At 32.8% G+C, this 26,165-nt stretch carries 24 protein-coding genes; 9 read left to right on the top strand and 15 right to left on the bottom strand.

Annotated features, from left to right (window positions below; all coding sequences use genetic code 11):
- Positions 1–14: 14 nt before the first annotated feature.
- Positions 15–1,043 carry a threonine aldolase family protein gene (locus DBR39_RS06790; RefSeq protein WP_124531652.1) on the top strand — a complete coding sequence of 343 codons (1,029 nt, stop codon included), beginning with the start codon at positions 15–17 and terminating at the stop codon, positions 1,041–1,043.
- 49 nt (positions 1,044–1,092) lie between these two features.
- Here DBR39_RS06790 and DBR39_RS06785 read toward each other — a convergent pair whose 3' ends face one another.
- Positions 1,093–1,593 (bottom strand): hypothetical protein, encoded by a 501-nt coding sequence (locus tag DBR39_RS06785; RefSeq protein WP_124531650.1) that lies wholly within the window; start codon positions 1,591–1,593, stop codon positions 1,093–1,095.
- Between the two features lie 159 nt (positions 1,594–1,752).
- Here DBR39_RS06785 and DBR39_RS06780 point away from each other — a divergent pair, with 159 nt between their 5' ends.
- Positions 1,753–2,712 (top strand): hypothetical protein, encoded by a 960-nt coding sequence (locus tag DBR39_RS06780; RefSeq protein ID WP_124531649.1) that lies wholly within the window; start codon positions 1,753–1,755, stop codon positions 2,710–2,712.
- Positions 2,713–3,060: 348 nt separating this feature from the next.
- On the opposite strand, the gene DBR39_RS06775 is transcribed toward DBR39_RS06780, so the two are convergent.
- From DBR39_RS06775 to DBR39_RS06750, 6 genes are all read right to left on the bottom strand, one after another.
- Positions 3,061–3,615 (bottom strand): DUF4256 domain-containing protein, encoded by a 555-nt coding sequence (locus tag DBR39_RS06775; RefSeq protein WP_124531647.1) that lies wholly within the window; start codon positions 3,613–3,615, stop codon positions 3,061–3,063.
- 146 nt (positions 3,616–3,761) lie between these two features.
- The gene (locus tag DBR39_RS06770; RefSeq protein WP_124531645.1) at positions 3,762–4,160 is read right to left on the bottom strand and encodes a DoxX family protein; all 399 of its coding nucleotides are present in this window, start codon (positions 4,158–4,160) and stop codon (positions 3,762–3,764) included.
- Positions 4,161–4,177: 17 nt separating this feature from the next.
- Positions 4,178–4,756, bottom strand: a complete 579-nt coding sequence (locus tag DBR39_RS06765; RefSeq protein WP_124531643.1) for a YdeI/OmpD-associated family protein — start codon at positions 4,754–4,756, stop codon at positions 4,178–4,180.
- A gap of 125 nt (positions 4,757–4,881) precedes the next feature.
- Entirely contained in the window at positions 4,882–5,346 is a 465-nt protein-coding gene (locus DBR39_RS06760) for an SRPBCC domain-containing protein (protein ID WP_124531641.1), read from the bottom strand.
- A gap of 111 nt (positions 5,347–5,457) precedes the next feature.
- Positions 5,458–5,787, bottom strand: a complete 330-nt coding sequence (locus tag DBR39_RS06755; protein WP_124531639.1) for an ArsR/SmtB family transcription factor — start codon at positions 5,785–5,787, stop codon at positions 5,458–5,460.
- 152 nt (positions 5,788–5,939) lie between these two features.
- Complete coding sequence (locus tag DBR39_RS06750; RefSeq protein WP_124531637.1) at positions 5,940–8,054, bottom strand: carboxy terminal-processing peptidase; 2,115 nt, start codon at positions 8,052–8,054, stop codon at positions 5,940–5,942.
- A 626-nt stretch (positions 8,055–8,680) separates the two neighbouring features.
- Here DBR39_RS06750 and DBR39_RS06745 point away from each other — a divergent pair.
- The 4 genes from DBR39_RS06745 to DBR39_RS06730 all read left to right on the top strand — a co-directional run bounded on the left by DBR39_RS06745 (position 8,681) and on the right by DBR39_RS06730 (position 14,934).
- The gene (locus tag DBR39_RS06745; protein ID WP_124531635.1) at positions 8,681–10,858 is read left to right on the top strand and encodes a restriction endonuclease subunit M; all 2,178 of its coding nucleotides are present in this window, start codon (positions 8,681–8,683) and stop codon (positions 10,856–10,858) included.
- A 5-nt stretch (positions 10,859–10,863) separates the two neighbouring features.
- The gene (locus DBR39_RS06740) at positions 10,864–12,384 is read left to right on the top strand and encodes a hypothetical protein (protein WP_124531633.1); all 1,521 of its coding nucleotides are present in this window, start codon (positions 10,864–10,866) and stop codon (positions 12,382–12,384) included.
- Between the two features lies 1 nt (position 12,385).
- On the top strand, positions 12,386–13,885 hold the full coding sequence (locus DBR39_RS06735; RefSeq protein WP_185147143.1) for a restriction endonuclease subunit S: 1,500 nt from the start codon (positions 12,386–12,388) through the stop codon (positions 13,883–13,885).
- Positions 13,886–14,028: 143 nt separating this feature from the next.
- A complete protein-coding gene (locus DBR39_RS06730; RefSeq protein ID WP_124531629.1) occupies positions 14,029–14,934 on the top strand; it encodes a DUF5655 domain-containing protein in 906 nt (301 codons plus the stop codon).
- A 79-nt stretch (positions 14,935–15,013) separates the two neighbouring features.
- Here the strand turns inward: DBR39_RS06730 and DBR39_RS06725 are convergent, their stop codons facing one another.
- On the bottom strand, positions 15,014–15,433 hold the full coding sequence (locus tag DBR39_RS06725; protein ID WP_124531627.1) for a helix-turn-helix domain-containing protein: 420 nt from the start codon (positions 15,431–15,433) through the stop codon (positions 15,014–15,016).
- A 149-nt stretch (positions 15,434–15,582) separates the two neighbouring features.
- On the opposite strand from DBR39_RS06725, the gene DBR39_RS06720 reads away from it, so the two are divergent.
- Positions 15,583–15,816, top strand: a complete 234-nt coding sequence (locus DBR39_RS06720; protein WP_228447781.1) for a SymE family type I addiction module toxin — start codon at positions 15,583–15,585, stop codon at positions 15,814–15,816.
- A gap of 563 nt (positions 15,817–16,379) precedes the next feature.
- On the opposite strand, the gene DBR39_RS06715 is transcribed toward DBR39_RS06720, so the two are convergent.
- The 3 genes from DBR39_RS06715 to DBR39_RS06705 all read right to left on the bottom strand — a co-directional run bounded on the left by DBR39_RS06715 (position 16,380) and on the right by DBR39_RS06705 (position 19,314).
- The gene (locus tag DBR39_RS06715) at positions 16,380–17,141 is read right to left on the bottom strand and encodes an O-methyltransferase (RefSeq protein ID WP_124531625.1); all 762 of its coding nucleotides are present in this window, start codon (positions 17,139–17,141) and stop codon (positions 16,380–16,382) included.
- A gap of 820 nt (positions 17,142–17,961) precedes the next feature.
- Positions 17,962–18,435 carry a DUF6265 family protein gene (locus DBR39_RS06710; protein WP_124531623.1) on the bottom strand — a complete coding sequence of 158 codons (474 nt, stop codon included), beginning with the start codon at positions 18,433–18,435 and terminating at the stop codon, positions 17,962–17,964.
- A 66-nt stretch (positions 18,436–18,501) separates the two neighbouring features.
- Positions 18,502–19,314 carry a helix-turn-helix domain-containing protein gene (locus DBR39_RS06705; protein ID WP_124531621.1) on the bottom strand — a complete coding sequence of 271 codons (813 nt, stop codon included), beginning with the start codon at positions 19,312–19,314 and terminating at the stop codon, positions 18,502–18,504.
- A gap of 141 nt (positions 19,315–19,455) precedes the next feature.
- Here DBR39_RS06705 and DBR39_RS06700 point away from each other — a divergent pair, with 141 nt between their 5' ends.
- On the top strand, positions 19,456–20,238 hold the full coding sequence (locus DBR39_RS06700) for a YdcF family protein (protein ID WP_124531619.1): 783 nt from the start codon (positions 19,456–19,458) through the stop codon (positions 20,236–20,238).
- A gap of 385 nt (positions 20,239–20,623) precedes the next feature.
- Here DBR39_RS06700 and DBR39_RS06695 read toward each other — a convergent pair whose 3' ends face one another.
- Positions 20,624–21,493: a DMT family transporter gene (locus tag DBR39_RS06695; RefSeq protein WP_124531617.1), complete on the bottom strand. Its 870-nt coding sequence runs from the start codon at positions 21,491–21,493 to the stop codon at positions 20,624–20,626.
- Between the two features lie 197 nt (positions 21,494–21,690).
- Positions 21,691–22,086 (bottom strand): VOC family protein, encoded by a 396-nt coding sequence (locus DBR39_RS06690; RefSeq protein WP_124531615.1) that lies wholly within the window; start codon positions 22,084–22,086, stop codon positions 21,691–21,693.
- 234 nt (positions 22,087–22,320) lie between these two features.
- Between DBR39_RS06690 and DBR39_RS06685 the strand changes: the two genes are divergently transcribed.
- Positions 22,321–22,914: a hypothetical protein gene (locus DBR39_RS06685; protein ID WP_124531613.1), complete on the top strand. Its 594-nt coding sequence runs from the start codon at positions 22,321–22,323 to the stop codon at positions 22,912–22,914.
- Between the two features lie 222 nt (positions 22,915–23,136).
- Here DBR39_RS06685 and DBR39_RS06680 read toward each other — a convergent pair whose 3' ends face one another.
- Positions 23,137–24,294 carry an alpha/beta hydrolase-fold protein gene (locus tag DBR39_RS06680; RefSeq protein WP_124531611.1) on the bottom strand — a complete coding sequence of 386 codons (1,158 nt, stop codon included), beginning with the start codon at positions 24,292–24,294 and terminating at the stop codon, positions 23,137–23,139.
- A gap of 145 nt (positions 24,295–24,439) precedes the next feature.
- Positions 24,440–25,933 carry a BspA family leucine-rich repeat surface protein gene (locus tag DBR39_RS06675; RefSeq protein WP_124531609.1) on the bottom strand — a complete coding sequence of 498 codons (1,494 nt, stop codon included), beginning with the start codon at positions 25,931–25,933 and terminating at the stop codon, positions 24,440–24,442.
- Between the last annotated feature and the right edge of the window lie 232 nt (positions 25,934–26,165).

Below are 26,165 nucleotides of genomic sequence, written 5' to 3'. Positions count from 1 at the left end.
TTTAATTTTACTCTATGAAATTTTCATTCAAAAACGATTATTCTGAAGGATGCCACCCGAATATCTTACAGGCCCTTTTACAGTGTAATCTTGAACAGCAGGCTGGCTATGGAGAAGATGAGTATTCATTAAGAGCTAAAACATTAATTAAAGAAAAAATCAACAACCCGGATTCGGAAGTTTTTTTAGTTTCAGGCGGAACGCAGGCCAACTTAATAGTTATTTCTGCGATCTTAAAACCTTATCAGTGTGTGATTTCTGCCGCTCCCGGACATATTCTGAATAATGAGACCGGAGCTATTGAAGCTACAGGTCATAAAGTACTGAGTATTGAAACAGCAGACGGGAAAATAAGACCATCAGATATTATCCCGGTTTTAGAGGGACATAGTAATGTACCGCATCAGGTAATGCCTAAGCTGGTGTATATTTCAAATTCTACAGAGCTGGGAACAATCTATCAGGCGAAAGAACTGGAAGAGCTTTCGGCATTTTGTAAGCAGAACAAATTGTATCTGTTTATGGATGGAGCAAGGCTGGGGCATGGTCTGACTGCGGAAATCAGCGATCTTACCCTGGAAAAAGTAGCTGCTCTGACCGATATTTTCTATCTTGGAGGAACCAAAAACGGTGCTTTAATAGGAGAGGCAATCGTGATTAATAATCCTGTTCTTCAGGAAGATTTTGCTTTTAATATCAAACAGAAAGGAGCATTGCTGGCAAAAGGAAGACTGTTGGGAATTCAGTTTTTGGAACTGATGAAAGATGATCTGTATTTTGATCTGGCAAGACATGCCAATCAGCAGGCGATGAAGATTAAAAATGCTTTGCAGAAAAAAGGAGCTGCATTTCTTTCTGATACGTATACCAACCAGATTTTTCCTATCCTGAATAATCACCTTATTGAGGTATTATCTGAAAATTTTGAATTCTATGTATGGAAAAAAATAGATGAAGATTTTTCGGCCATTCGTCTTATTACTTCATGGAGTACGGGAGATGAAGCTGTCAATCGCTTTATTGAAATTATTGAACAGAATTAGCATAAAATAAAACAGCCTTATTTCAAGGCTGTTTTTTGTTTATAATGGATTATTTTAAAGCTTTGTTGACTGCTTTACAATCTGCAGTACTCAGCTTTTGACCGTCTTTATAGCTTACCTTTTTGTCGTCAGCATATTTGGACTGCCCGTCTTCCTCTTTATGATCACCAATTCCTTCCGTTAACGTATTGTCTTTCTGAAGGAAGTAAATATCTGTTTTGCTTTTTTTGCCTTCAGAAGTGAATTCATAAGTCAGCTTCAGGGTATCTCCGGATTTGAAACCGGTTACATCTCCTTTTGAGCTGTCTTTTTCACTGTTTTTATAAGATAATTTTCCGGTGATTGTTCCTAAGTTGTCATCAATAGAAACAAAAACACTGTCTTTTCCTGTAGCACCGATATAACAGAACGATTTTGGTCCAAGAGTATCTATTACAGGCTCGGCAACAGCAATGGTGTCTGCTTCTACTTTGGGAGCCGGAGTTTCAGTTTTTTTATTACAGTTGATTAAAAAAGCTGATACAGCGCCCAATAAGATTAATTTTTTCATATCCTTAATTGTTAAAATCAAATTTTTACCTTCCAAAAATAACAATACTATTTATATATTAAAGAATATTGTTGATAAATAAGAATAATTTTCAATTATCTTAAAAATGATAAATGCTTTTAGGCATGAAAAATGATTTACCTTTTAAAATTGATTTTAATGAAAAAGATGACTAAAGTGCTAGGGCTGGGATTACTTATTTTAGGTTTACAATTTGTGACGGCGCAGGCTCCTCAAAATTACATTTATACTTCGTCGGGAGACCTTCATGATATTGAAAAGATGATTATGAGGAAAGATATTGGCGGAGTACAGATTGTTTATAACTGGAGGGCTTTGGAAACATCAAAAGATGTGTATGATTTTTCTGTTATTGAAAAAGATCTGGATTATTTAACTTCCTTAAATAGAAAACTATTTATCCAGCTTCAGGACCGGTTTTTTGAGCCACAGGCAAGATATATTCCTGATTATGTTTTGAATGATAAAGAGTATGCGGGAGGATTGGTTCCTCAATATGATAATCCGGGTGAGAATAAACCTGTTGGAAGCGGTTGGGTGACTCAGCAATGGAATCCCGCTGTCCGTGAAAGATTTCAGAAGTTGATAGGAGAGTTGGCAAAGAAATTTGACGGAAAGATTCAGGGGATTAATCTTCCGGAAACATCAATAGATATAGAAATGAAAGCAGATAAAACAGGTTTTAGCTGTGATCGTTATTTTCAGGCAGAATTGGAAAATCTAAAGTTTACGAGAAGTGTTTTCCATGATTCTTACGTCTTGCAATATGTTAATTTTTTTCCTTGTGAGTGGGATAATGATCATCAGTATATGTCCAGACTGTTTGATTTTGCATATAAAAATAATATAGGGCTGGGAGGGCCTGATATTGTTCCGAATAAAAAAGCGCAGATGAAAAACTCTTATCCCTTTTTTAATCAATACAAAGGAAAGCTGCCTTTAGTTGCTATGGCTGTTCAGGAGCCGACTCTTACTTATAAAAACCCTAAAACTAAAAAACCTTTTACCAAAGAAGAATTTGTAGAGTACGCAGAAAATTATCTTGGTGTGAAAATCATATTCTGGAGTGTGGAATCTCCCTGGCTGAAAGGTTTCTAATTTTACTGGAAATGAGAGGGATTTTTTAACCACAAAAGTCACAAAAGATTTTTAACACTTTAGTTATTTTAAGTTCCCTGCTTTGTGTATATGAAGTACACCTAAGCTTTTAAAAATCTTTGATTTTCTTCTAAAGTGACCTTATTTATGCAGGACAATATTACACTTTCTAAAGTGTACTAAAGTGTTTTAAAATTACAATGTTTAGATTCTATTTTAACGATAAAAGTCCCAAAAGATTTTTAACACTTTAGTTATTTTAAGTTCCCTGCTTTGTGTATATGAAGTACACCTAAGTTTTTTTAAATCTTTGATTTTTTGCACACTCTAATACTCTCAAGCCCAAATCTACACTCTCAAACTTCCTCTAAAGCCTCTCGCCGCATAATAAGAATCTGCGCCATTGTGATACGTGAATACGGTGTTGTATCTTCTGTCACAGAAAAGGGCGCCTCCCAGTTCTCTGATATGGGTAGGTGTTTTTATCCAGCTTGATGTTTTAAGATCAAATTTTCCCAGTTCCTGAAGGTGGCGGTATTGTTCTTCTGTCAAAAGTTCGATGCCCATTTCAGAAGCGGTATCAATGACATTGCTTTCAGGTTTGTTGGCTTTTCTGGAATCCCAGGCTTGATAATCATAGCAGAGACTCCTGCGTTTTGGGCTTTCTGGTGAACAGTCAATGAAGGAGTATTCGTCTGTTTTTTTATTGTAATCTACAACGTCGGGTTCACCTTCTGTGGTTTCCATTTCGTTTAAAGACCATAGTTTTTCAGGGCTGGCTTCCAGTTTTTGCTGGATTTTCTCCCATTTCAGGTCTTTATGACGGTTCATGTTTTTTTCAAAACGGGCTTTTAGTGTTTTTAAAAGTTCGTTGATTTGTTCCTTGGTTAGTTTCTTTTTCATATCAAATTTTGTTTTACAGTTTGTTGTGTTGTGTTGTGTTGTGTTGTTGGAAATCGCAAAGGCGCAAGTTTTGCTGATGAGGTTTTGTTTAGGGCGCAAGGATTTTATCTTCGATAAAATTGCTTACTCTTTATCTTTGAAATATACTAATCAATAATAGTGATTTTTCTGTCTGCAGGTCTGAAATACCAGGAAATAAGAACCAGCACAAATAATAACACTGCGGGAAGAGTTCTTCCTGCTGGGTCACCCACAATCAGATGGGAAATTACAGCTCCTGACATAACGAAGAAAAAGCCGGCATAGGCCCATTCTTTCAATAGGGGTCGCTTAGGAATAAGTATGGCAATAACGCCCAGGATTTTCCATATTCCAATGATGGTCATCAGATAAGAAGGATAGCCGAGATTGGTAAAATTGAGCAATTCATCTTTATTTTTCATCAGTTGGACAATTGCGGTGGAAACCATTCCCAGAGCCATCCATAGGGTAAATATCCAGTAAATAATCTTCGTTCTTTTTTGTGATTGTTGAGGTGTGTTCATGATCTGTTTTTTTATAGTTAGTCGTTTAATCCTATTCCGTCCATTATTTGTGGAATGCATTTTTCAATGCGGGCTTCACGGGTTTTGGACTGTTTTGCGGAGGAAAAATGGAGTAGATAGGCTCTTTGTCTTCCTGGAGTTAATGCTTTGAAAGCTTCCTGCAGTGCCGGATTCTGATCCAGTTTACTTTGAAACTCTTCAGCCATTTCAAATTCTTTTGTTTTCTTCATTTCAACCTTTGCGCCTGATTCTTCAATTTCAACAGCTTGAAACATATAAGATCGAAGGACTTCCTCCAGATCATTGATTTGCTCTACATCGGTAAAACGAACCTGTCTTGCAGCCTGTACATTTTCAGATTGCTGAATCAAAATCTGATCAGGATCTTTCATCAAAGCACCTTTAAAGAAGAGAATTGCACAATATTCTTTAAAACCGTGGATCAGGAAAATATTTTTCCCTTCATAGGTATAACAGGGGCATCCCCATTTTAAGTCTTCTGCAAGCTCAGTGCTTAAGGCAATTGTTCTTAATTTTTCAAATTCTTTTTGCCATTGTTTGGCGTCATTAAAGAAAAAATTAACTTTTGGATTCATGTGTTTTATGTTTGAGGGTTTCTTGAGTATTATAGTGAGAGAGTTTGAGGGTATTAGAGTGGGAGAGTATTGGGTTTTTGGAATGAAATTGTCTCTATGATCGACAACCTGAAACCTACTATCTGCTACCTGCCGCCTATCATTTCCTGTAAACGATTATGCGCCATATTAATACCCTGTGCAAAAGGCATTTTGAGATGCTGGTCTCTGAAATCTACCGATTTATATACGGTTTGAATGGTAATTTTACTCGTTGTATCCGTTAACTTTTCAAATTCTAAAAACTCAATCTGAGCCGGAAAAGGAGTATTTTCCATCTGGAAAGTTCTTATGATTTTCTCATTCTGAACAATGTCATGAATGGTTCCATTGGCACTGAAAACCACATCGCCCTGAGGATTTGACGTTTCGAAACGGTAACTTCCGTGTTGCTTGTTTTCGAATTTGGTGACTTTGGTTCCCATCCATTGCTCGAAAAGTTCTGCTTCTGTATAGGCTTTGAAAAGGAGTTCTACGGGAAGATCAAATTCTCTGATGATGAAAATTTCCTGTTTGCCGTCTTCTGCTTGGATTTTTGTTTTGAGTTCCATATTTTGAGTTTGAGGGTTTCTTGGGTGAGAGGGTTGGAGAGTATTAGAGTGGGAGAAAGCAGATACTATTTGAGGTCTATTATCTATTCGTCCATCATCTTTTATCTCTTTTTACTCTTTTTTCAAGTTCTGATATGCTTTCATCACACTTTCCAGCTTGTTGAACTTTTCGTCCCACATTTTGCGGAATGGTTCTATAAAATCGGCTATTTCTTTCATTTTATTAGGATTAAGGTGATAGATTACTTCTCTGCCGTTTTGTTCAGATCTCAGCAGTTCACATTCGGTAAGGATCTGGAGATGCTTTGAAACGGTAGGTCTCGCCGTATCAAAATTGGAGGCAATGGCTCCCGCTGTCATAGACTGTGCCGCCACCAACATCAATATAGATCGTCTTGTAGGATCTGCTATCGCCTGAAATACATCTCTTCTTAAATTCATCGTGTAGTTATTTGACTATAAATATATGTGTAGTTATTTAGCTACGCAAATATTTTATGTAAAATTTTTGATTTTAATAAAAAAAAGCTCAAAAATGTAAGGAAATACACTTTTGAGCTTTGTAATTTTAAATTTTGAATAAAGAAGTACGCCTATGATCTTACTTCCAGATCTTCAACTATATGTATGGCTTCCTGCAGGTAGAGATCTTTTTTCAGATTTTTAACCCACACTTCCGATTTATTTTTGAATGCAGCATCAATTTTCTCTCTTTCTATATCCTTGGGATACATGGTGAATTTAAGACCGCTTTCTAATGTTTTCAAAACTTTGAATTTATCATCCTGAGTTTTTCTCTCCTTCATCAGATCGCTGTATTTTTGCATGCTCAGGGGCACTGTTTTTTCTTTACCCAGATTTTCTTTCCATTGGGCATATTCAAGTAATAATTTATAATTATCGTTTTTAGCAATTCTCTCTGCACCTACTTTCTGCAAAGCCTGAATATTGAGAAAGTTTCGTTTATTGAAGCTTGTTCCCGGTATTTTATCCCAAGCTAGTGCATAGTCATCATATTTTTCACCTATGTCTGCGTAAGAAAAGACATCTTTCATCTGGATATCTGAGCTTACTCCTTTTCTCTGTGTAGATTCTCCGGTGATTCTATAATATTTCTGAATGGTTAGTTTTATGGAACCAAAGTCTTCCTGAGTATTGAGAAACCTGTTCAAATCTACAAATACCTGCACGGTTCCTTTTCCATATGATGCAGGAGACCCCATGATAACTGCTCTTCCATAATCCTGCATTACGCCGGATAAAATTTCTGCCGCAGAAGCAGATAATTCATTTTGTAGAATCACAAGTGGACCTTTCCAGATGGGAGTTTCATTTTTATTTTTTAAAGTGGTAATCTTTCCATTTCCATCCTTCACCTGCACATAAGGACCTGCATCCATGAAAAGACCCATAATATCTCCAACTTCCGTTAAAGACCCTCCGGAGTTACCTCTAAGATCAAGAACAATTCCCTGGATATTTTGCTCCTTAAGTTTGATGATTTCTTTTTTAATATCGTCAGATGCATTTCTGCCGTCTTTATCTTCAAAATCAGCATTAAATTTTGGTAAATTGATCAGTCCGTATTTTTTATCGGATGCATTTACGATAATACTTTTAGCAAAAGTATCTTCAAGAGTTATTTCTTCACGGATTATTGTTACTTCCTGAATGCAGCCGTCTTTTTTTTCTACCGTTAAAGTAATTGGAGATCCTTTTTCACCTTTGATTAATCGTATGGCTTCGCTGGAAAGCATATCAGCAACATTTACAGGATCAGTATTGGGGTTAGATTTTATTTTTAAAATTTTATCACCCTCAGTAAGCTGTTTGGTCTTCCATGCCGGAGCTCCAATGGATAATGTACCGATAAAGAGGTTTCCTTTCTTTTCCTGGATTACTGCACCTATTCCGATTATTTTTCCTTTGAAGTCCGTATCAAAATCCTCTTTGTCCTGCGGTGAATAATAATTGGTATGCGGATCAAAAATATGAGTATAGGCATTCATATATACCGTAAACCAATCCATTTTTTTTCTTTTCTTGAATCGGATAAACTTTTCTTCCAGAAGATCTTTAACATTTTCTGTCGCTTTTTTTACCTTTTCATCCTGGCTCAGTACTTCGGGCTTACTGCTGTTTTCTTTATTATTAGCATCCTCCTTCTTTTTTTCTTCGCTTTTCCTGTTTATGGATTCTATTTCCTGCAGAATATTGTATTTCACATATTTCCTCCATTCATTATACTGTTGTTGTTTGTTGGCCGGTGCATTTTTCAGTTTAGGTTCCAAAGTCAGTATTTCATCTTCTTCCAGATTGATCGGCTTACTGAAAATATCCTTGGTCATTTTATCAATTTCATCTATTCTTTGATACAATTTGTCGACTGTCAGTTTATAAAAAGTCAAATCTCCGGTATTCAGATAGTCATCCAGCTTGGTTTCATATTTACGGAACTCATCCATATCTGATTGTAGGAAATAGGTTTTTGTAGGATCTATTGATTCAAAATACTGTTTATATACTTCTTTTGAATAAGCATCGTTAATCGGTTTTGGGCTGTAATGCAGATATGACAAAATATTCTTTGTATTGACCATGATGATCTGCATCTTTTCTTCTTCATTGCTGGGAGGACGAAAACCGAACACACAAAATGTAAGTGGAAGAAGAAGTAAAAAACGAACGGTTTTAAAATTTTTCAACATATATATGATTGTGTTTTTAATTGAAAACTATGCTTGTTTTGTTGCTATTAATTGATCTATTTTCAATGTATTGATTGAAAATAGTAGTAAACACGAGCTTTCAATGTGCTTTTATAAAAATCACGTGAATGTATGAAAAATATTGATAATAAGTAGTTGTGGAGTAGGATTTTAAGATAAGTTTATGGTTTGAAGAGTTAGGAAGTCATCAACATCAATATAGATTGTCTTGTATGATCTGCTATCGCTTGAAATACATCTTTCCGTAAATTCATTATATAATTATTTAGCTACACAATTTTTTTTAATTAATTATTCAATAAGCAAAAAGATAATAAGTCCATTATCCCAAACATACATAATTTTTGTAAAGATAAACCTGGATAATTTTATTTTAATGCCACTAAATCAACTAGATATTTTATATCATGTAATAATTACAGTATCTATTTTCTAAGATGGTTTTGTAGAAGAATATATAAATCTTAAATTCGCATATCACATCAAAATAAATCTCAAACATTGAGATATGCAACAAGATAATTAAAATTGAAATCGATATAATTTTACAAAAATAATTATTGTTATCAAAAATAATTACATTCTTTTAAATAAAATTTATAAATATGAGTCTTATAGACCAAGGTATATTAAAAAAGCTTATTTCTTTTTCAAAAGATGGACAATCTATTAATTATATTAATTATAATCGTCCTCGAAAATATAGTCTTCCCGAAGAACAAGTACAAGCTGAAACATTTTTAAAATTGATCATAGATTATGGCTACAGCCCTAGTCGGATTAAAATGTTTGTACCTGTTACAATGGGATCAGGCAAAAAAGAAGCAGATATTATAGTTTATAATGATGATGATTGTCTTATCCCGCATATTCTTGTAGAATGTAAGAAACAAGAAGTTAGCGAACAAGAATTTCTTCAAGCAGTAGAGCAAGCATATAGTTATGCATATGCATTGCCTAATGAAATTAAATATGTTTGGGTAACAAGTGGGCTAAAAGATGAATATTTTCAAGTAGATAAACATAAACATACAAGAGTTACACAGCCAGATATTCCACAATTTGGAGTAAATAAAGTGGCTAATTATAAATATGTCTATGATGCTGAATCATTAAAAACGGCAACCGGCAAGCAAAAGTTTTTTGATTTACAAGTAATCGAACAAAGTGAATTAACAAGACGTTTTAAACAAGCACATGATGCTCTTTGGGCAGGTGGACAACTTAATCCTTCAGAAGCTTTTGATGAATTAGATAAACTTATTTTTTGTAAAATTTGGGATGAGCGAAAAGACAGACTTTCTGGCAAACCTTATGATTTCCAAATAATCACTAAAGATGCAGAAGACTATCCAGATGCATCTAAAAGGAGACAACAAGAAAATAAGGAACTTTATGAACGTATCATTATTTTATATGAAGAAGGAAGAACAAAAGATCCAGAAGTTTTTAGAGACAATATAAGACTAACTCCTGAAAAGATTAGAACTGTTGTTGGCTACTTACAAGATATTAACCTGGGCGAAACAGATCTGGATGCAAAAGGGAGGGCTTTTGAAACTTTTATGGATTCTTTCTTTAGAGGTAATTTTGGACAATATTTTACACCAAGACAAATTGTGAAATTTGCAACTGATGTTTTACCAATAACAAATGAATCTAGAGTTTTAGATACTTCATGCGGAAGTGGGGGCTTCTTGTTATATGCATTAAATAAAGTTAGAGAACAGGCTAATGCAATATACCCGAATCATAAAAATGATATAAAGCAAAGTCAAAAGCATTATAGGTTTTGGCATGATTTTGCAGAAAAAAATCTTTACGGAATTGAAATCAACGAACAGATTTCACGTGCTGCAAAGATGAATATGATTATCCATGATGATGGTCATACAAATGTAATTACAGCTGATGGATTATTAGACGAAAGTGCAATTGAATCAATAACCAAAAACAGAGGCTTTAAATTCAATAGTTTCGATTGTATAATTACTAATCCGCCATTTGGAAGCACTGTCCGTAAAAACGAAAAAACATATTTAGGTATGTTTGACTTTGCAAAAAAAACACCTGATTGGTTAGATGTAAAAGAATCTAATATCATTACCACACGTGATAGTCAAAGCACCGAAATTTTGTTTGTAGAACAGTGCTATAAATTTTTAAAACCAAACGGATATTTAGCTATTGTTATTCCAGATGGTATTTTAACAAATAGTTCATTACAATATATACGTGATGGAATTGATGAAAAATTCAGAGTTGTAGCTGTTGTAAGTATGCCACAAACTGCATTTTCTGCTACTGGAGCAGGAGTTAAAAGTTCTGTTTTATTTCTCAAAAAAAATGTTACAAGCTATACGCAAAAATGGCAAAACAAAAAACTTGAAATTCAGTATAAAATAAAGAAAGAATCTAACTTTATTCAAAAAGTTAAAGATTGGGAAAAGGAGAAAAATGAAAATATCAAAACTCTGAACGGTTTAAATCTATCAGACCCTACTTTATCAATTGCAGACATAAAAAAAACAGAAGAATACAAGAATTGGAAAGCTGAAATAAGTGCCGATTTTACTGATAAAGTAAATAATCTTAAAGAAGAACTCAATGATTTATATAAAATCACGATTAGAGAATATCTAAAAGATAATCCATTGGAAGATTATCCAATTTTTATGGCTATTGCTGAAGATATAGGATATGATGCAACAGGTAAAGCAACAAACAAAAATGAGTTAGAAATTATTTCTACTGAACTCCAAAAATTTATTAATTTAATATAAAGCTCATGATATTACGTGGTATTTTAGATAATTCTTTAAGCGGTCAGTTATGTATAAGAGGGTTTGCACATATTAAAGATTTGGCAAGTATTTCAAAAGCTGATTATACCTACCAAAGAAACCCTATAGAGGGTAGAGAAGATATTGTTGATTTTTTAGATAAAGAAAACTATCTTTTTTTTCCAGAAATTATTTTAGGTTATAAATTCAGACATACATTTACAGGAAAGAAAATAGATTTTCCATTGCAAACAATTCAAAGCTCAACAAAATATACATCACCCGTTGATCATGTAAAGGCGAGCATCAAAACTCAAAAATTTAGCGGTATTACTGATAGTAGAAATAGTGACACAGTAAAAATTATCGAGCTTGAAATACCAGCTAGTGTTATCGAAGAAAAATTATTTCATAGAATTGATGGGAATCATAGATTAAAAGCTGCAGAAGAGTCTGAAAGTAGTAAAGTTGATTCTATGGTAGCTCCATTCTGTATTATTTTGGGACAGGAGATTTACCAAGAAGGTCAATTACAACAAGATGAAAACCTAGACTTATTCAACAAATCAATAAAAGTTTTTTTTCATAATATAAATACAAAAACAATTCCTTTAAAATCAGAAGAAAATTTAAAAGTTCTTTTAGACGATACGGCTTATTTTCCTGACGAAGAATTGGAACACATATTGGGTAAAGAAGGGATTTTAGCAAGAAAACTATATACATTGGCAGAGCCAAAATATTTTACAAATATATCACATATATTGACTAATCATTATCGTACATATTATCTAGAAATCTTTTCAAAATTGGTTGATGATAATAAATTGGAAGATGATGTTTTGGTTAACAATGTTTTTGAATCTCTAAAATCGATTGATCAGCTATATAAAGAAAATAGTACTTTAAAATCAAATACTTCTCTGGGATTGTTAACTGCTTTCTTATATTATCATATACAAGGTGAAGTATTAAAATTTGAAAGATTTGTGAATTGGGTAATGGCAAATCATATCTATGAAATTGACGAAATAAAAGCTGAAAGCATTATTAAGATTTTCGATAAAATTGCTCAACAGGAAATTAAGATATTTGTAGCTATGCCATATTTTGATGGTGATGCAGATGTAGTTTCAGAGTATAATACAATTTATGACACGGCTATTAAAAAGATAAGTAAAAAACATGGTGTGGCTATTTCTCTTTTTCCTATAATGCAAAATAAAGGTGAAACAGAAGATCAAATACAAGATATTATTAATAAAATTAAAGAATGTACAATTTTCTTTTCTGATATTTCTGATAATAATGCAAATGTTTTGTATGAAACAGGGTGGGCAAGAGCGTTAAATAAACACGTGATTCTAGTTAGAGAAAAAGATTCCCAGAAACCTAAGTCCGATTATTCAAATGATACGTATCATACTTATAAAAACTCTGCCAGAACAAAAACTTTATCCAAAATTATAGAAGATAACATTATGGAAATTATGACTAGTAATTACGGATTAATAATTAATGAATAACATGTACACAGTACCCCCAAATATTGATCCGGATAAAATTTTCTTGATAAACCGTTCTGATTTAGAAGGTAAATTAGAGGTGTCTTATCATCTTCCTAGTATAAGAGCATTGGAGGACAAAGTCCGTAAAAAATCGAGGAAAACTTTAAAAGATTTTATTGTAAAAATAGCGAGCGGAGCTACGCCTTCAGTGCTAGAAGAAGAAAAATATTATTCTAACGCTGAAGAAGGAATACCTTTTCTCAGAGTTCAGAACTTGCAAATAAATGGAGAGCTAAACTTAGAGGATGTAAAATTTATTAATGAGCAAACACACGAAAACTACTTAAAAAGAAGTCAGGTAAAAGGTGGGAATTTATTAGTGAAAATAACAGGTGTAGGTAGGATGGCGATAGCGTCTGTCGCTCCAGATGATTTTATTGGCAATACCAATCAACATATGGTTGTTATCAATACAGGTTCAAAAGAAACGAGTGAGTATCTGGCAAATTATTTAAATTTAGATTTTGTTGAAAAACTGGCTACACGCAGAGCTACTGGAGGTACAAGACCTGCGCTCGATTATGCTGCCCTAAAATCTATACCTATAATTGAAGATATTGATATTTCTCTTTTAAAAAATGCTGAGCTAATAAAAAAAGATAAAGAGTTTAAAGCTAAATCTTTACTGGATAGCATTGATGATTATTTATTAAAGGAATTAGATATTACACTTCCTGAAAAAGATAACAGCCTTGAGGCTCGTATGTTTACTACAAATTTTAGCGAAGTTGTTAATGATAGATATGATCCTAAACTATATGATGAAATTACTATTGGTTTAAAAAAGGCTATAGGTAATGTAGACAAATTTAGATTTGCTTTAAAGCCTTTGAAAGAATTTGTAATTGGAAGTGTATCGGGAGATTGGGGTATTGAAGAAGAAGAAGATATCGAAGTTGATAATTATACAAAATGTTTAGTAATCAGAGCAACTGAGTTTAATAATAATTATAATTTAAGCCTTGAGAACTCAAGAGTTAAATATAGATTGATAGAAAATAATAAATTAAAAAAACTCGATGTTAAGAATGGAGATTTATTAATTGAAAAATCAGGAGGTAGTTCTGATCAGCCTGTAGGTAGGGTTGCAATAATAACTCCAACATATATGAATAAATATAAATTAGCGTATAGTAATTTTATTCATAAGATTAGAGTTGATAATACTCAAATTAATTCTGAATATCTATTTTGTTATTTAAAAACAATTCATAATATTAAACTTACTGAAGCTATGCAAAGTCAGACAAATGGGATACGTAATTTGATAATGAGATCTTATTTAGAACAAAATATTGTTTTACCTGTTGACAAAAAAGGAAATATTGATTTAGAAAAACAGGAAAGAATAGCTGAACATATACAAAATATTAGAAGTAAAGCCCGAAATTTACAGATTGAAGCAAATGAAGAATTAGAAAAGGCAAAACAACAAATTGAAAACATAATATTGAATTAATAATGAAAATTATAGCATTAAAAGGAGGGAATTCTTGTGGCAAATCAACAACATTAAATTTAGTATATGACGAGTTGATTAAAAGAGGAGGAGCAAGTATCCAGGCAGATTGTGCAACAATTATTTCTCTTATATAAAAAGAAATGGACATATTTATACAACATAAAAACTTGATGACCAGCTTAAAAGAGAAAAACTTTAAGTTGGAAAAAGATATTCAGAATCTTTTTGAAGCAAATTTAGAAACAATTACAAACCTGAAACTAATTAAATCTGAGTTTATTATAAAAAGTAATCGTATAGATACATTGGCTTTTGATAAAGAAAGCAAAGCATTTGTAATTATTGAATATAAAAGAAGTCAGAATTATAGTGTTGTAGACCAAGGTGTGTCATATTTAAATCTAATGCTGGAATACAAAGCAGATTTTATTGTTGAGTATAACGAAACCCAAAAAGGAAATTTAAAACGTTCTGATGTAGATTGGTCACAATCCAAAATTATTTTTGTTTCCCCATCATTTACAGATTTTCAAAAGCAATCGTCTAACTTTAAAGATTTAGCTATTGAACTTTGGGAAATAAAACAATTTGAAAATGATATTGTTATTATCAATCCTATAAAAAAATCTAAATCTGCGCCTAGTATAAAGCAGGTACAACAAAATGAAGAATCGGAAATAAGTAAACTCACAAAAGAAATAGTAGTTTACAGTGAAGACGATCATCTAACTGGGAAGAGCGATGAAATGATCGAGCTTTATGAGTCTTTTAAAAATGCAATTTTAAATTTGTCATCAGATATAGAGATTATCCCCAAAAAGATGTACATCGCTTTTAAGCTAAAGAAAAATATAGTTGATATTAGAGTACAGAAGAATGCAATGATTTTTTGGATTAATATGAAAAAAGGGACATTAGATGATCCTAAAAAAATAACAATTGATGCCTCTATAAAAGGACATAATGGTAATGGAGATTATGAATTAAAGGTTAATGATACAATGAATTTAGAATATATTATGAGTTTGATAAAACAAGCTTTGTAATCCTTTAAAAATATTGAAAAGCTTTATATGAACTGTATAAAGCTTTTTTATTTTCGTTATGGGACCATAGCATAAATACCTACTTCCTTTCAATCAATCTCTCCAACTTCTCAATCATTTCCTTCTGCTGTTGAAGCATACGCTCATAAAGTTCCACCATTTTATCAATAGGGTTGAAGCTTGGTTGGTAATTGAAAACTGCCGGATTTGTCATCGTAGCATTATCATTATTATTGATTGTATTGGCTATAATATTTATTGCAGAATCCTCATCAAAATTCTCAATCGCTTCTGCAGGAACTTTCAAAATCTTCGCCACCTGCGCCAGAATATCAGATTCTACGGTTTCTTTTTGCTCTAAAAGAGAGATTTTCTTTTGGTTCCAATCATCGCCCATTTCAAAAGCCAATGCTTCCTGTTTGATTCCCAGCATTTCGCGGAAACGCTTTATATTTCTACCCTGATGTATTTTCTTATTTTGCATATCTGTGTCAATCATAATAACAAATATAAAGCTTTAGAACAAAAAAATAAAGCTCCTTTTTAAAATAAATACTATTCTAAAATATCTCTCTTTCTGAATAAATTATCCTTTCCTCAACTGGCATATCCTCCTTATTATGTTTTGATTTGTTGAAAATAACAAATATGAAAAGAAAAATAAGAATGAACAGCAGCAAATATAATGAACTGCACAATCGTAACCTTACGGTTTTCCTCAAATCGTTTTCAAGATCGTATGGTAAAATAGTGTACTTCCCGGAAATAAGAATTGCAGGGAAGTGGGTAGAGCAATGTGGTTTTCAGGCAGGAGATAAGATACTGGTTACCGTAAGTAGAAACCAGATTATCCTGGAAAGGGAAGTGCATTATGAAGGATAGATGCTATTTTTAAACCATTAAGAAGGATTAAAATTTTAAGTAAAGTTAAGGTTCGAATACATTTGAATGAAGCGTTGTGCTTCATGAATGTCTTTAGATATTCCCTTAATCCTCTTAACAGCTTAATCCTTCTTAATGGTTCAAATATTTTATTAGAATTTTAAACGCAAAGTTTTAATATATAGGGTTTTATATTTTTGAGTAGGCTAAGGGTGGGCAAGTGGACTTGCCTGATGAAGCGGGTGATAGCCTCTTAACTGCGCAGATAGAGTAAGCATAACATCTGTGATATCTGTCTGATCAGCGAGATTATATTTTTGAATTATTAAGGATACTTAAGGTTTTAAGTGAGGTGAAGTTTAAATGAAGGGTTATGCTTCAAAAATGTCTTTAGATATTCTCTTAATTTTCTTAACAGCTTAATTCTTCTTAATGGTTCAAATATTTTATTAGAATTTTAAACGCAAAGTTTTAATATATAGGGTTTTATATTTTTGAGTAGGCTAAGGATGGGCAAGTGGACTTGCCTGATGAAGCGGATGATTGTTTCTTGTAGATTGTATTTATTTTACAAAAATTCCGATGTATTTTCCAGAATATTGTACCACAGAAGTCTTAATCTTTTTCTTATTACAAAAATCCTGATATGCAGAATTGTCGCCAATATCATCACTGATAAACACTGCACCGGGTTTCAATCTTTTATAAATTTGATGATACGCCCACATTCTTCCGTAGTAACTTTTATCAGAATCATAGTGGAAAACATCAAAAAAGGATACTTTTTTAAAAATTTTAGGCAAAGATTCTCTATCTGCAAAACGAAATAATTTCCAAAACTTTTTGAGGTTCTCAGGAACAATATATCCTACATAGCGATCACCATCCTGGGCAAGATAAGGCATATCTGAGCTATATAGCGTACCATTTCTTTTTTTGAGTGAAAGCAGTATGGCTAAAGAAGACCATCCGTAAGCCACACCAGTTTCAAGAACGTTTTGTGCTTTGGTAAATTCACATGCATAATAAATAAGCTCCAGTGCACCAGGGCCACCCATGGTAATAGGGCATTCTTTTTCTTTTAGGTTTGCTTTTTCCAGAGTATCAGCATACACTTCTCTGAAATGATCAGTATCCATAGAGAAAAGTCTGTAAACCGCCTCTTTTTGAGATACTGCTATGGAGGCAGCCCAGGAATTTGTCTTTGCTTTTCCTTTGAACGGGCTTCTTCTGTTTATCGTATTTTTAATAATTTTTCTGCCCAGTTCAGGATAAAGAGCAGGTCTTTTAAGATAAGCTACAAATGTTTTAAGAACCGTTGACATATCATTGATTATATTAAAGTTACAAGACAAATGTATTTTTTTTTAAACCATATTGCATTGAGACAATATTAATTTTGAAATCAAATTTGTTTATAATCTTTTAATAATATGTATGGCAATTAATCAATAATAATTGTTATTTTTTTAATTTAAACGTAAATTTTAAAAAATATGATTTTCTTTCTTTCAGTGAGCTAAAGATAGGTAAGTGAAATTGTCTGATGGAGCAGAGATTGATCTCTCGCAGATTTTGGGATTACACAGTTCTTTTGGAATATAGTCATCTGCGATATCAGCCTGATTCGCAAGAGATTATTTTTTAACCATTAAGGGTTCTTAAGTTTTTTAGAAATGTTAAGATTCAAATAAATTTGAGTTAAGCAGGGTGCTTCAAGAATGTATGTAGATATTCTCTTAATATTCTTAATTGCTTATCTATTCTTAATGGTTTAAATTTTGATTTTTAGTACGCAAATATCTGTTTTACCTGTTTAAGGTTAAAATCATTTCTTTATACTTAAGGAGGAGCTTTTGTTTCTTTGTCTACAAAAATGTCTGTCCAAAAATATATGGATTACAGCCATAAAAACGGCGATACTTTTCTGCTTTTTCACTGGGGTAGGTATTGGTTTTTCATTAACACACTAAAAAGTGTGTTGTTTAATGACTGCAAATGTATAAATAATTTTGTATAAACAAAAAGATAAATGAGTCGAAATTATCTTAATAATTTTTAATTGTCTATTGTTGTCAATACATTGTAGGGCTTTATAGAAATACAAAACCTTGGTTATGATAAGCAGGATAAAAAGAATACCATTTATTGTATCTTCTTCATAGGGAATGCCTGTCTGGCCATTTTTCCGTTCATCATCCCAGAGATTTCAGCAAATAAAGAATCTTTGCGGATTTTTGTGTAAGTAATTCTTTGGGGAAAGTCATTCTCCTTATTTTCAAATATAAGTGAATGGGCCCAGGACATAGAAGTTGATACAAAATCAACAGGCTGTTCATCATGCTGACCTTTTACAGATACCATATAATGCAGTTTTTTGTCTTTTTCTACCAAGCGTACAGACTCAAACATAATGGTGTCTTTTTGTTTCAGATAATAGCTTTTTGCCTGAAGTTCGGTATCACTTTTCCGGGTCCAGGTTTCGTAGAGGCTTCCTTTGGAGGTTTTGGTTTCCCAGGTTCCGAGAAGCCATTCAATTTTTTTAATTTCACTTTGTTGTTGTGTCCAGCTGGCTGCAATGGATAGACCGATCATTGCAAGGATTAATTTTGTTTTCATTGCCTAATTATTTTATTTCAGCAAAGTTCAAAATAAAAGGCGCTTTAAAATTGTAAAAATGCGACATCAGGAATCTTTTCTGTAGAATAGAAGAGACATCTGCAGCGCATCTCCGTAAAATTCTTTGGGGGTAAACCCTGTAAATTCTTTGAAATCTTTGATGAAATGAGCCTGATCGTAATATTCGGATTCGTAGGCTAGTGCTGTAAGACTGGCATATTCTTTATTGAGAAGATGTTTGATTGTAGTTTGAAGCCGAATGGTTTTTGAGAGCTGTTTCGGACTCAATCCAATGGCTGAAGAAAACTTACGTTCCAGCTGTCTTCTGTTGATATTTGTCTGTTTTGAAAGTTCATTGATTGATATTTTTCCGTCGACATTCAACAGCAAATCCACGGTAGATTGTACAATTCTGTCAATGGTTTCTGTATTAAGCCTTTCCAGCAGAAACGTTTCTACAATGCTTATTTTCTCCTGTACTGTTGAAGCTTTTAATACATTTTCTTCCAATTCAACTCCCTGTATTCCGAAGAGTTTTTTTAGCGGAATAGCCTGGTCATCCATTTCTTTAATAGGAATTGTAGCAAATGGAATGAACCCATCATGATGAAAGCGAACAGAGAAAATACCGGTAATACCTGTGGGCTCTATTTTCAACGGTTCGGTCAATTGTCCAAAAACACAGCTTCTGGGTTGTAGAACTGGTTTCCCATTAATATATTGATTATAAAGATCACCATAATGAATGATCATTTCCATGCAGCCATCCGGAACAATGGTTTGCACCTGCGGAACAGCTTCCCTGGGGCTGTCCAGAGTCCAGTAGCATTTTATGATAGAAGCCAGATCCGGCTGTGGTTGGAAGGTTTGATAATCCATTGTACTCAATATTCTAATTTTATAAAATTATTAAATAAAAAGTGAAATTACTTTAAACAGGCTATTGAAATATATTGACAATAAAATTACCCTTATCTTTGTACATCCGATGTTTCTAAACATTAATCAATATTATCATAGATGAAATTTTTACTAGACCTTTTATTCCGTGTTTTTCAGCTTTTTACAGAACCTTATTTCTTAGTATTTCTTGCGGTAGTTATTATAGCCCTTTTAAAAAGAAAAAATAAGCGTAAAAATCTGAGGATAGGAATCTGTATATGGGCTGTTTTAATGATTATCTTTATAGGAAATGGTTTCTTGGGTAAGCTAACCTCCGGATATCTGCAGAAAAGTTATGTTAATACTTCTAATACTAAAAATACAGCTTCCCAGAGCGCTGTTATTGTAGTATTGGGTGGCGGGGTTGTAGATTTTGACAATACAGAAAAGCTGCATACCATGTCTTATTCCAGAATTGTAACCGCTTATCAATTGTATCATGAATACAAGAAAAACAATCAACCTTGTAAAATATTAATTTCCGGAAAAGGAAGAGGACGTACAAGTGAAGCTGAATTATTCAGTGAAAATTTTAAAAGTATGGGGGTATCAGATTCTGATATTATTAAGGAAGATAAAAGCATGAATACCTATGAAAACGCAAAATATTCCAGCAAAATAGTAAAGCAAATGGCTCCTTCCAGTGTATATCTGGTAACTTCTGGGTTTCATATGAAGAGATCTGTTTCTCTTTTTCAGACCTTTGGATTAAAACCTATTCCGCAAGCGTCAGATTTTATAGATACTGAAATAACGATATTTCCTAACAGCTATAATGCCGCATTTACCTTTGTGATGCTAAAAGAAGTATTGGGAATATGGCAGGTGCAGCTGTACAACAGTTTGGGAATGAATAAATAGCATTCTAAAGTTTATTTTAAAATACTTTAGCTTACTCAGGAAAGTAAAGCTTAACTGTTCAGAAACTGCTGTAATTAAAGTGAAAATTTGTAAACCATGTCAAGGTTTTGAACCTTGACATGGTTTGATTGTCATTCCGAAAGAATCCAAACATCGTATAATTTTAAAACACTTTAGTATACTTAAGAAAGTTTTATATCCTCCTGTATAAGTAAGTTCACTTAAGAGAAAAAAAATCAAAGATTTTCAAAGCTTAGGTGTACTTTATATACGCAAAGCAGAAACTTAATAAACTTAAGTGTTCAAAACTTTTGTGACTTTTGTGGTTTAAAAGATGTCATCTTTTGGTATGGTTTAAATAAAACTGTTCAAACAGCTTTAGGCATTATTTTACTTTCTTCAGTGAAATGAGTGTCTGCAAAATAACAGAAGTTATAATAAGAGCGAGTCCTATATAAAATGGCAATCCTACTTCTTTGCTTTCTCCAAAAAACAGAAAAGCTATAATGATGGCGTAAACAGGTTCCAGATTGAAGGTTAGGTTCACCGTGAATGCTGGAATTTTCTTTAAAACCTCTGCAAAAGCCACATATAACCCAACTGTACAAAAAAGAGCCAAAACGCTCAAATAAGCCGTGTTTTTCAAGTCAGGTACTATGCTATCTGCCGGGAAAATAACGAGGTATATGGGCAAAAGTGCTCCGAGGCCTAAAGTGCCGCCAATCATCTGATAAAAGTTGATTACTTTGGTGTCAAAGTGTCTGACCAAACGATTATTATAAATAGTGTAGAGCGCTCCTAAAGCAGAAGAAATAACACCTAGAATAATTCCCAGCTGGTAAGAGGCATCGAAATGGAAGATCAGACTGATTCCCAACAAAGTCAATGTACTGAGAAGCAGCTCTGATATTTTAAATTTCTCTCTGTCGATCAAAGGTTTAAATAAAGCCGTAAAAAAACTGGTAAGACAGTAGCAGACTACACCGATTGAGATATTGGAGTATTTGATGCTGGCGTAGAAAAAAAGCCAGTGCATGGTGATAAGCAGCCCAGCTTTCATTATACGGATTTTTTCCTTTGTAGAAAGTCTATAGGGAATTCTCAGCAATTTTAAAATAAAGAATAAAATAATAGAGGAGAAGAGGAGTCTGTACCAGACCAGTAAGCCTTCATTAAGGGTGATTAATTTTCCGAACACACCTGTGAATCCGGCCAATATCACGGCCAGATGTAATAGTACATATGATTTTTTCATTGAGAATGAACTGTAAAGATTTGAATTAATATTTTTTTGTCAGAATCTGAAGCATAATAATTCCAGCCACTATATTTTTAATGGCATAAGAACGCTTCAAATTAATTTGAAAATATTAAGGTGCCGGAGGAGGCAGACAGTTCGCGCGGTTCATATTTATTTGTTGAAGTTCAAATATAGGGAAAATATTTTCCAGGTTACATATAAAAAACATTAAACTTATGACCGTCAGGATCGGCAAAAACAAAACCATAATAGTTGTCTCCGAAATTTTCCGGTTCTGAAATAATTTTTCCGCTAGCTTTTTCAACTTCTTGGGCCCATGCATCTACCTGATCTTTAGTATCGGCTGATAAGGTAAAAACTATTTCATTTATTTTCTCTGTGTCACAGAATTGTATAGGCTTCAGGTTTGATTCTATGATTTGTTTTAAGAAGAAATGAATAATAAAATCCTTTTCCCCGAAAAAGAAGCTTACCAGTTGGTCCGAAGTATGCGGGCCGTTTGGTTTAAATCCTAATTCAGTATAAAATTTGTACGTACGTTCCAGGTTGGCTACAGCCAGATTGGACCAGATCATTTTAGGTTTCATATTATTTTCTTTTTGGGATTAGGGTAAAGGTATTATGTTTCATCATCATAAAAGCTGTCATGTGGCAAGATTTTGTACTTTTATGGATCATTGAAACGCCGGCTAATAAGGTTTATAATAGGGGTAATTTAACATAATATAAGAGGTAAGGGCAGCAAAAATATCAACTGAAAGACCATAGGTAATCTTTTATATAGTTGATTTTAAGTGATTTAAACTATTTAATTTAACATAATGTATACTGGAATAATAGAAAAACTGAACATATTAGGTGGAAATACAGAAGGTGTAAGTGCCGAAAAAAGCTTTGCAGAGAACTGGAAGAGTCTGAAATTCAGCAATTATTTATACGATAAGGAATGGGATGTTTACGGAATAGATCAGTTCTACGAGAATAACAAGAATTTATATACCAGCAATAAGGAAGCTTTTTATCAAGATTTACTGGAGCATTATTTTTCAAATCATGAACAGTTTTATGGGCAGGATTTTTATAAAGACTGGTTGTTTTTGCCATTTAAGGAAGACTCAACAGATTTTGGCGAACTTGATGGGTTTGTAGAGGAAAATGAAATCAGAGAAACCGTACAGGGAACAGAGATGGAATTTATCTGTGTATTTTATTCGTACGGATATCCGGATCATTATTTTGTATGCCTTACAGATCCTGACCAAAATAATCCAACAGTATACAGTACAGATCACGAAAATTATTTTGAGGAAATTGAAAATAAAGGAAGTCTGGAAACTTTTCTGGATAAGTATATGACCAAAGAAGAGTTCTTAGAAGTCGTTAAAGAATATCTTGAAGAAAAATTTGGAAAATAATGGATTCTGAGTAGGTTAATCTTCTATTCTAACAATATAATAAAAGTCCTATAATTTATATTATGTTAAATTGAATATTTTATTCATTTTTCAAAAGGTGTCATTTTCGGTTTGACTAGCCCTCTATCTATTATAATTTTAATCAGATGTATAGTCATTATTTTTAAGGTAAGTTCACTAACCAATTATCACTCAAGTTCAGTACTTAAGTTTAGCTAACTTCTATTTAACTATTTTATGCAATTCAATTTCTAAATCCTTCTTATCCTTTTCGTTGTACAATTCAGAAATTGCTAATGAGTTGGTAAATTCTTTGATTGTTTCAGAGTAATCCTGTTTTAATTGGATCTTAGCCTTTATAATATTTAAATAAGCCTCTGAAAAGTTTGGATAAGAATCTGTCAAGATTTTCCAAGCTTGAATGGCTTTGTCATATTGTTTTTCATTATAAAAGTACCAACCTTTTCCATTTAAAATACCCAGTGAAAAATTGAGTTTTACGCCGTAATTGGACTGTATTTCTTTATCTAATGATGATTTAATATTTAAGTCTGTTTGTTTATTTGAAATGTATTTTGCCTGAATAGCAGACCAATCTTCAAATATTTCATAAAGAGCTGTATTAATAAGTAAGCCCGGCATTGCATTATGATCTGCATTTTTAAACCTATACCCTTTTATATCTAAAAATGGATTGTGAATATTCTTAGTGACTGAATCCATCTTAACGAAGTCTTCAGGATAATCGTTTCCAATTCCATAGCGATAATACTTTTTTATAGGAAATGAACGCTTATTTAATTGACTTATTGAATCTGTTAAGTCAACATTTTTCTGAGTAAAAAATGGGCTCATAGAAATAATTCCATTCAAATCAGCTATTCTTGAATTAAATAGAGATGTTGTGAAATATCCATATCTTGAATGACCAATTAACAACCTAAAAGCAGAGGCTTTGTAATCTCTTTCAGCTAGTGGGATCAGTTGTTCAAAAATAAATTTTTCATTCTCAAGGGCAAGTCCGCTTGGATCAGAAATTTTGTACTGCGTTTCAAGATAGCGATATCTTTGTTCCGATTCAACACTTATTATGATAGAGGAAGGAATTTGTTCATTACTCGTTAAATAGTCAATTGTATTGAGGATATAATTATTACTTCTTTTATTTTGCTTATCAAATACAATAATTAATGGGAATTTATTCTTAGACTTCTTTTGCCATTCTATGGGAACCATTACAGAAATTTTTTTCTCAAATCCCAGGCTTGTTGAATTTATTATGGTGTCTTTTAGTATTTTATATCTTTCGTAGTTCTGGGCAAGCAGTGAAGACGTTGCTGAAGTGAAAATTAAAAGAAGTAGTAAATACTTTTTTATCATGGCATATTAGTTAGGACTCAAATTTATGGATTGTGTTAATAAAATTTGTAACGATGCTGCTATTTTTTCTATTTTACCCATAAAAAGCTCCAAAATCCGCAGACTTTGGAGCTGATTTTATAAGCAAGCCTTTCAGCTGATCTTTTTATTTCTTGATTATTTTAGTGAAAATATGATTTCCTTTTAACAGATAATTCCCTGATGGATAACCAGTAAGATCAATACTGTTTTTTCCTTTATTTAAAGTCATATTTTTAATGATTTTACCCGTGATATCGTATACATAAACATTTTCGTTTTCAGTAGACTCTACAGTTATCACTCCTGTTGTTGGATTTGGATAAGCTGGGGTTGTTATTTTTTTTGAAGTTTCTACTGTTGATAAAAAACAACCGGAATTATAAGAATCTCCAATAATCGTAAAACCTTTATTAACCAATTGAGCTCTTGCCATAATGGCTTGTGGTGTAGAATAAACGAGTCCTGTTGCATCAATACTTCCGGATGTTATGGTTGAGTTTGCCCATGCAGGATTATTATTCAGAGCAATTAGAAAATTACTGTAATTCGTACATGATAGCCCTGAGTTTTTAAATCCAAAAGACATTGAGTTCCCTGCAAAGTTTTGAAGCTTGATATTCCAGGTAGAAATATCCTGGTCAAAAAGTAAAGCACCATTAAACATATTAAATCCGGCAAAATAATTGACCTTACTTACATCCCAGTTTCCAATGGGTTGATTGAATGATACAGCATTTTCAAACATATACTCAAAACTCGTTACTTTACTTGTATTCCAATTATTAAGTGGTTGGTTAAAGGCTGCCGCATTAGAAAATACATACCTAAGATTAGTGGCATTTTTTGTATTCCATGAATTTAATGGCTGATTAAAAGCTACAGCATCCTTGAACATTACAGAGAAGTTGGTTCCGGCTGCTGTATTCCAGCCAGAAATATTTTGATTAAAAGCAGCTGCAAAAGAAAACATTCCACTAAAATCTGTTACATTCGCTGTATTCCAGGTTCCGATATTTTGATTAAAAAGCTTTGCCCTGCTAAACATGCCATTCATATTGGTAATTGTGCTTGTATTCCAATTAGAAAATGAGTTATTTCCAACCAAAGACGAACAATTAAAGAACATTTGTGATAGATTGTTTATTTGTGTCAGATTGGGTGTATCTGCAGCCGTTACGTTAAGATTGGGACAACCTGCAAATCCTGTATTAAACTGCTGAAGCCAAATAATATCTCCCCATTGAATAATTTCAGTAAGTTCAACATTTGCATTAGGGTTTATAAAGTCTGGGCTGGCTCTAAATCCATAAAATAATCCACTGCCGTTGGAGACTTTCAATTTATAGGTGGCTTGGAGGGGATTTGTATTTAAAGATGCCCCAAAAGAAATCGTAATCGGGCTGCTGCTGTTAGAGGTTACAGAATTCATAAGTCCGCTATGCTGAGGATAGCCTACTTCTTCCCAGCTAATGGTGTAGCTTGTTCCGGTGCCACCAAAAGTTATTGAATTATCAATGGTGCCATTTATATTAGGTTTCCACAAAGTAATAAATTCAGTCTGCGCATAGGAAATGAAAAATAAAAAGAGAAAAATGATGATGAGTTGTTTTTTACACATACTTTAAAAAGAGTTTTAAGGTTAAAATTTGATTTACTAAGACAATAAATTTCCCGGGATTCTTTATCTTATTTCTACTATAAAGATAGAGACGCACAGCGACAGAACTTGTCGTATTAAAACAAATTACCTCTTTTTTTTAAGTTTTTTTTGGATTAATTTTTATAAAAATAAGCTTGGTAAAAACCACCCGAAATGGTGATTGTACTCTTTAGATTCTAAGGATATTTTT

Source organism: Chryseobacterium sp. KBW03, assembly GCF_003852415.1.
In the GTDB taxonomy this organism is placed as follows: Bacteria; Bacteroidota; Bacteroidia; order Flavobacteriales; family Weeksellaceae; genus Chryseobacterium; species Chryseobacterium viscerum.
The sequence above is the reverse complement of the archived record's forward strand: the minus strand, read 5'-3'. Positions and strand labels throughout refer to the sequence as shown.

Bases quoted from the DNA above. Each gene is read 5' to 3' on its own strand.
- DBR39_RS06745 (WP_124531635.1), top strand. From the start codon at position 8,681: ATGAGTCTTATAGACCAAGGTATATTAAAAAAGCTTATTTCTTTTTCA.
- DBR39_RS06675 (WP_124531609.1), bottom strand. From the start codon at position 25,933: ATGTGTAAAAAACAACTCATCATCATTTTTCTCTTTTTATTTTTCATT.
- DBR39_RS06725 (WP_124531627.1), bottom strand. From the start codon at position 15,433: ATGATTGACACAGATATGCAAAATAAGAAAATACATCAGGGTAGAAAT.
- DBR39_RS06790 (WP_124531652.1), top strand. From the start codon at position 15: ATGAAATTTTCATTCAAAAACGATTATTCTGAAGGATGCCACCCGAAT.
- DBR39_RS06705 (WP_124531621.1), bottom strand. From the start codon at position 19,314: ATGGATTATCAAACCTTCCAACCACAGCCGGATCTGGCTTCTATCATA.
- DBR39_RS06715 (WP_124531625.1), bottom strand. From the start codon at position 17,141: ATGTCAACGGTTCTTAAAACATTTGTAGCTTATCTTAAAAGACCTGCT.
- DBR39_RS06720 (WP_228447781.1), top strand. From the start codon at position 15,583: ATGAAAAGAAAAATAAGAATGAACAGCAGCAAATATAATGAACTGCAC.
- DBR39_RS06780 (WP_124531649.1), top strand. From the start codon at position 1,753: ATGAAAAAGATGACTAAAGTGCTAGGGCTGGGATTACTTATTTTAGGT.
- DBR39_RS06710 (WP_124531623.1), bottom strand. From the start codon at position 18,435: ATGAAAACAAAATTAATCCTTGCAATGATCGGTCTATCCATTGCAGCC.
- DBR39_RS06755 (WP_124531639.1), bottom strand. From the start codon at position 5,787: ATGAATTTAAGAAGAGATGTATTTCAGGCGATAGCAGATCCTACAAGA.
- DBR39_RS06680 (WP_124531611.1), bottom strand. From the start codon at position 24,294: ATGATAAAAAAGTATTTACTACTTCTTTTAATTTTCACTTCAGCAACG.
- DBR39_RS06750 (WP_124531637.1), bottom strand. From the start codon at position 8,054: ATGTTGAAAAATTTTAAAACCGTTCGTTTTTTACTTCTTCTTCCACTT.
- DBR39_RS06760 (WP_124531641.1), bottom strand. From the start codon at position 5,346: ATGGAACTCAAAACAAAAATCCAAGCAGAAGACGGCAAACAGGAAATT.
- DBR39_RS06765 (WP_124531643.1), bottom strand. From the start codon at position 4,756: ATGAATCCAAAAGTTAATTTTTTCTTTAATGACGCCAAACAATGGCAA.
- DBR39_RS06685 (WP_124531613.1), top strand. From the start codon at position 22,321: ATGTATACTGGAATAATAGAAAAACTGAACATATTAGGTGGAAATACA.
- DBR39_RS06775 (WP_124531647.1), bottom strand. From the start codon at position 3,615: ATGAAAAAGAAACTAACCAAGGAACAAATCAACGAACTTTTAAAAACA.
- DBR39_RS06740 (WP_124531633.1), top strand. From the start codon at position 10,864: ATGATATTACGTGGTATTTTAGATAATTCTTTAAGCGGTCAGTTATGT.
- DBR39_RS06730 (WP_124531629.1), top strand. From the start codon at position 14,029: ATGGACATATTTATACAACATAAAAACTTGATGACCAGCTTAAAAGAG.
- DBR39_RS06770 (WP_124531645.1), bottom strand. From the start codon at position 4,160: ATGAACACACCTCAACAATCACAAAAAAGAACGAAGATTATTTACTGG.
- DBR39_RS06700 (WP_124531619.1), top strand. From the start codon at position 19,456: ATGAAATTTTTACTAGACCTTTTATTCCGTGTTTTTCAGCTTTTTACA.
- DBR39_RS06735 (WP_185147143.1), top strand. From the start codon at position 12,386: ATGTACACAGTACCCCCAAATATTGATCCGGATAAAATTTTCTTGATA.
- DBR39_RS06785 (WP_124531650.1), bottom strand. From the start codon at position 1,593: ATGAAAAAATTAATCTTATTGGGCGCTGTATCAGCTTTTTTAATCAAC.
- DBR39_RS06690 (WP_124531615.1), bottom strand. From the start codon at position 22,086: ATGAAACCTAAAATGATCTGGTCCAATCTGGCTGTAGCCAACCTGGAA.
- DBR39_RS06695 (WP_124531617.1), bottom strand. From the start codon at position 21,493: ATGAAAAAATCATATGTACTATTACATCTGGCCGTGATATTGGCCGGA.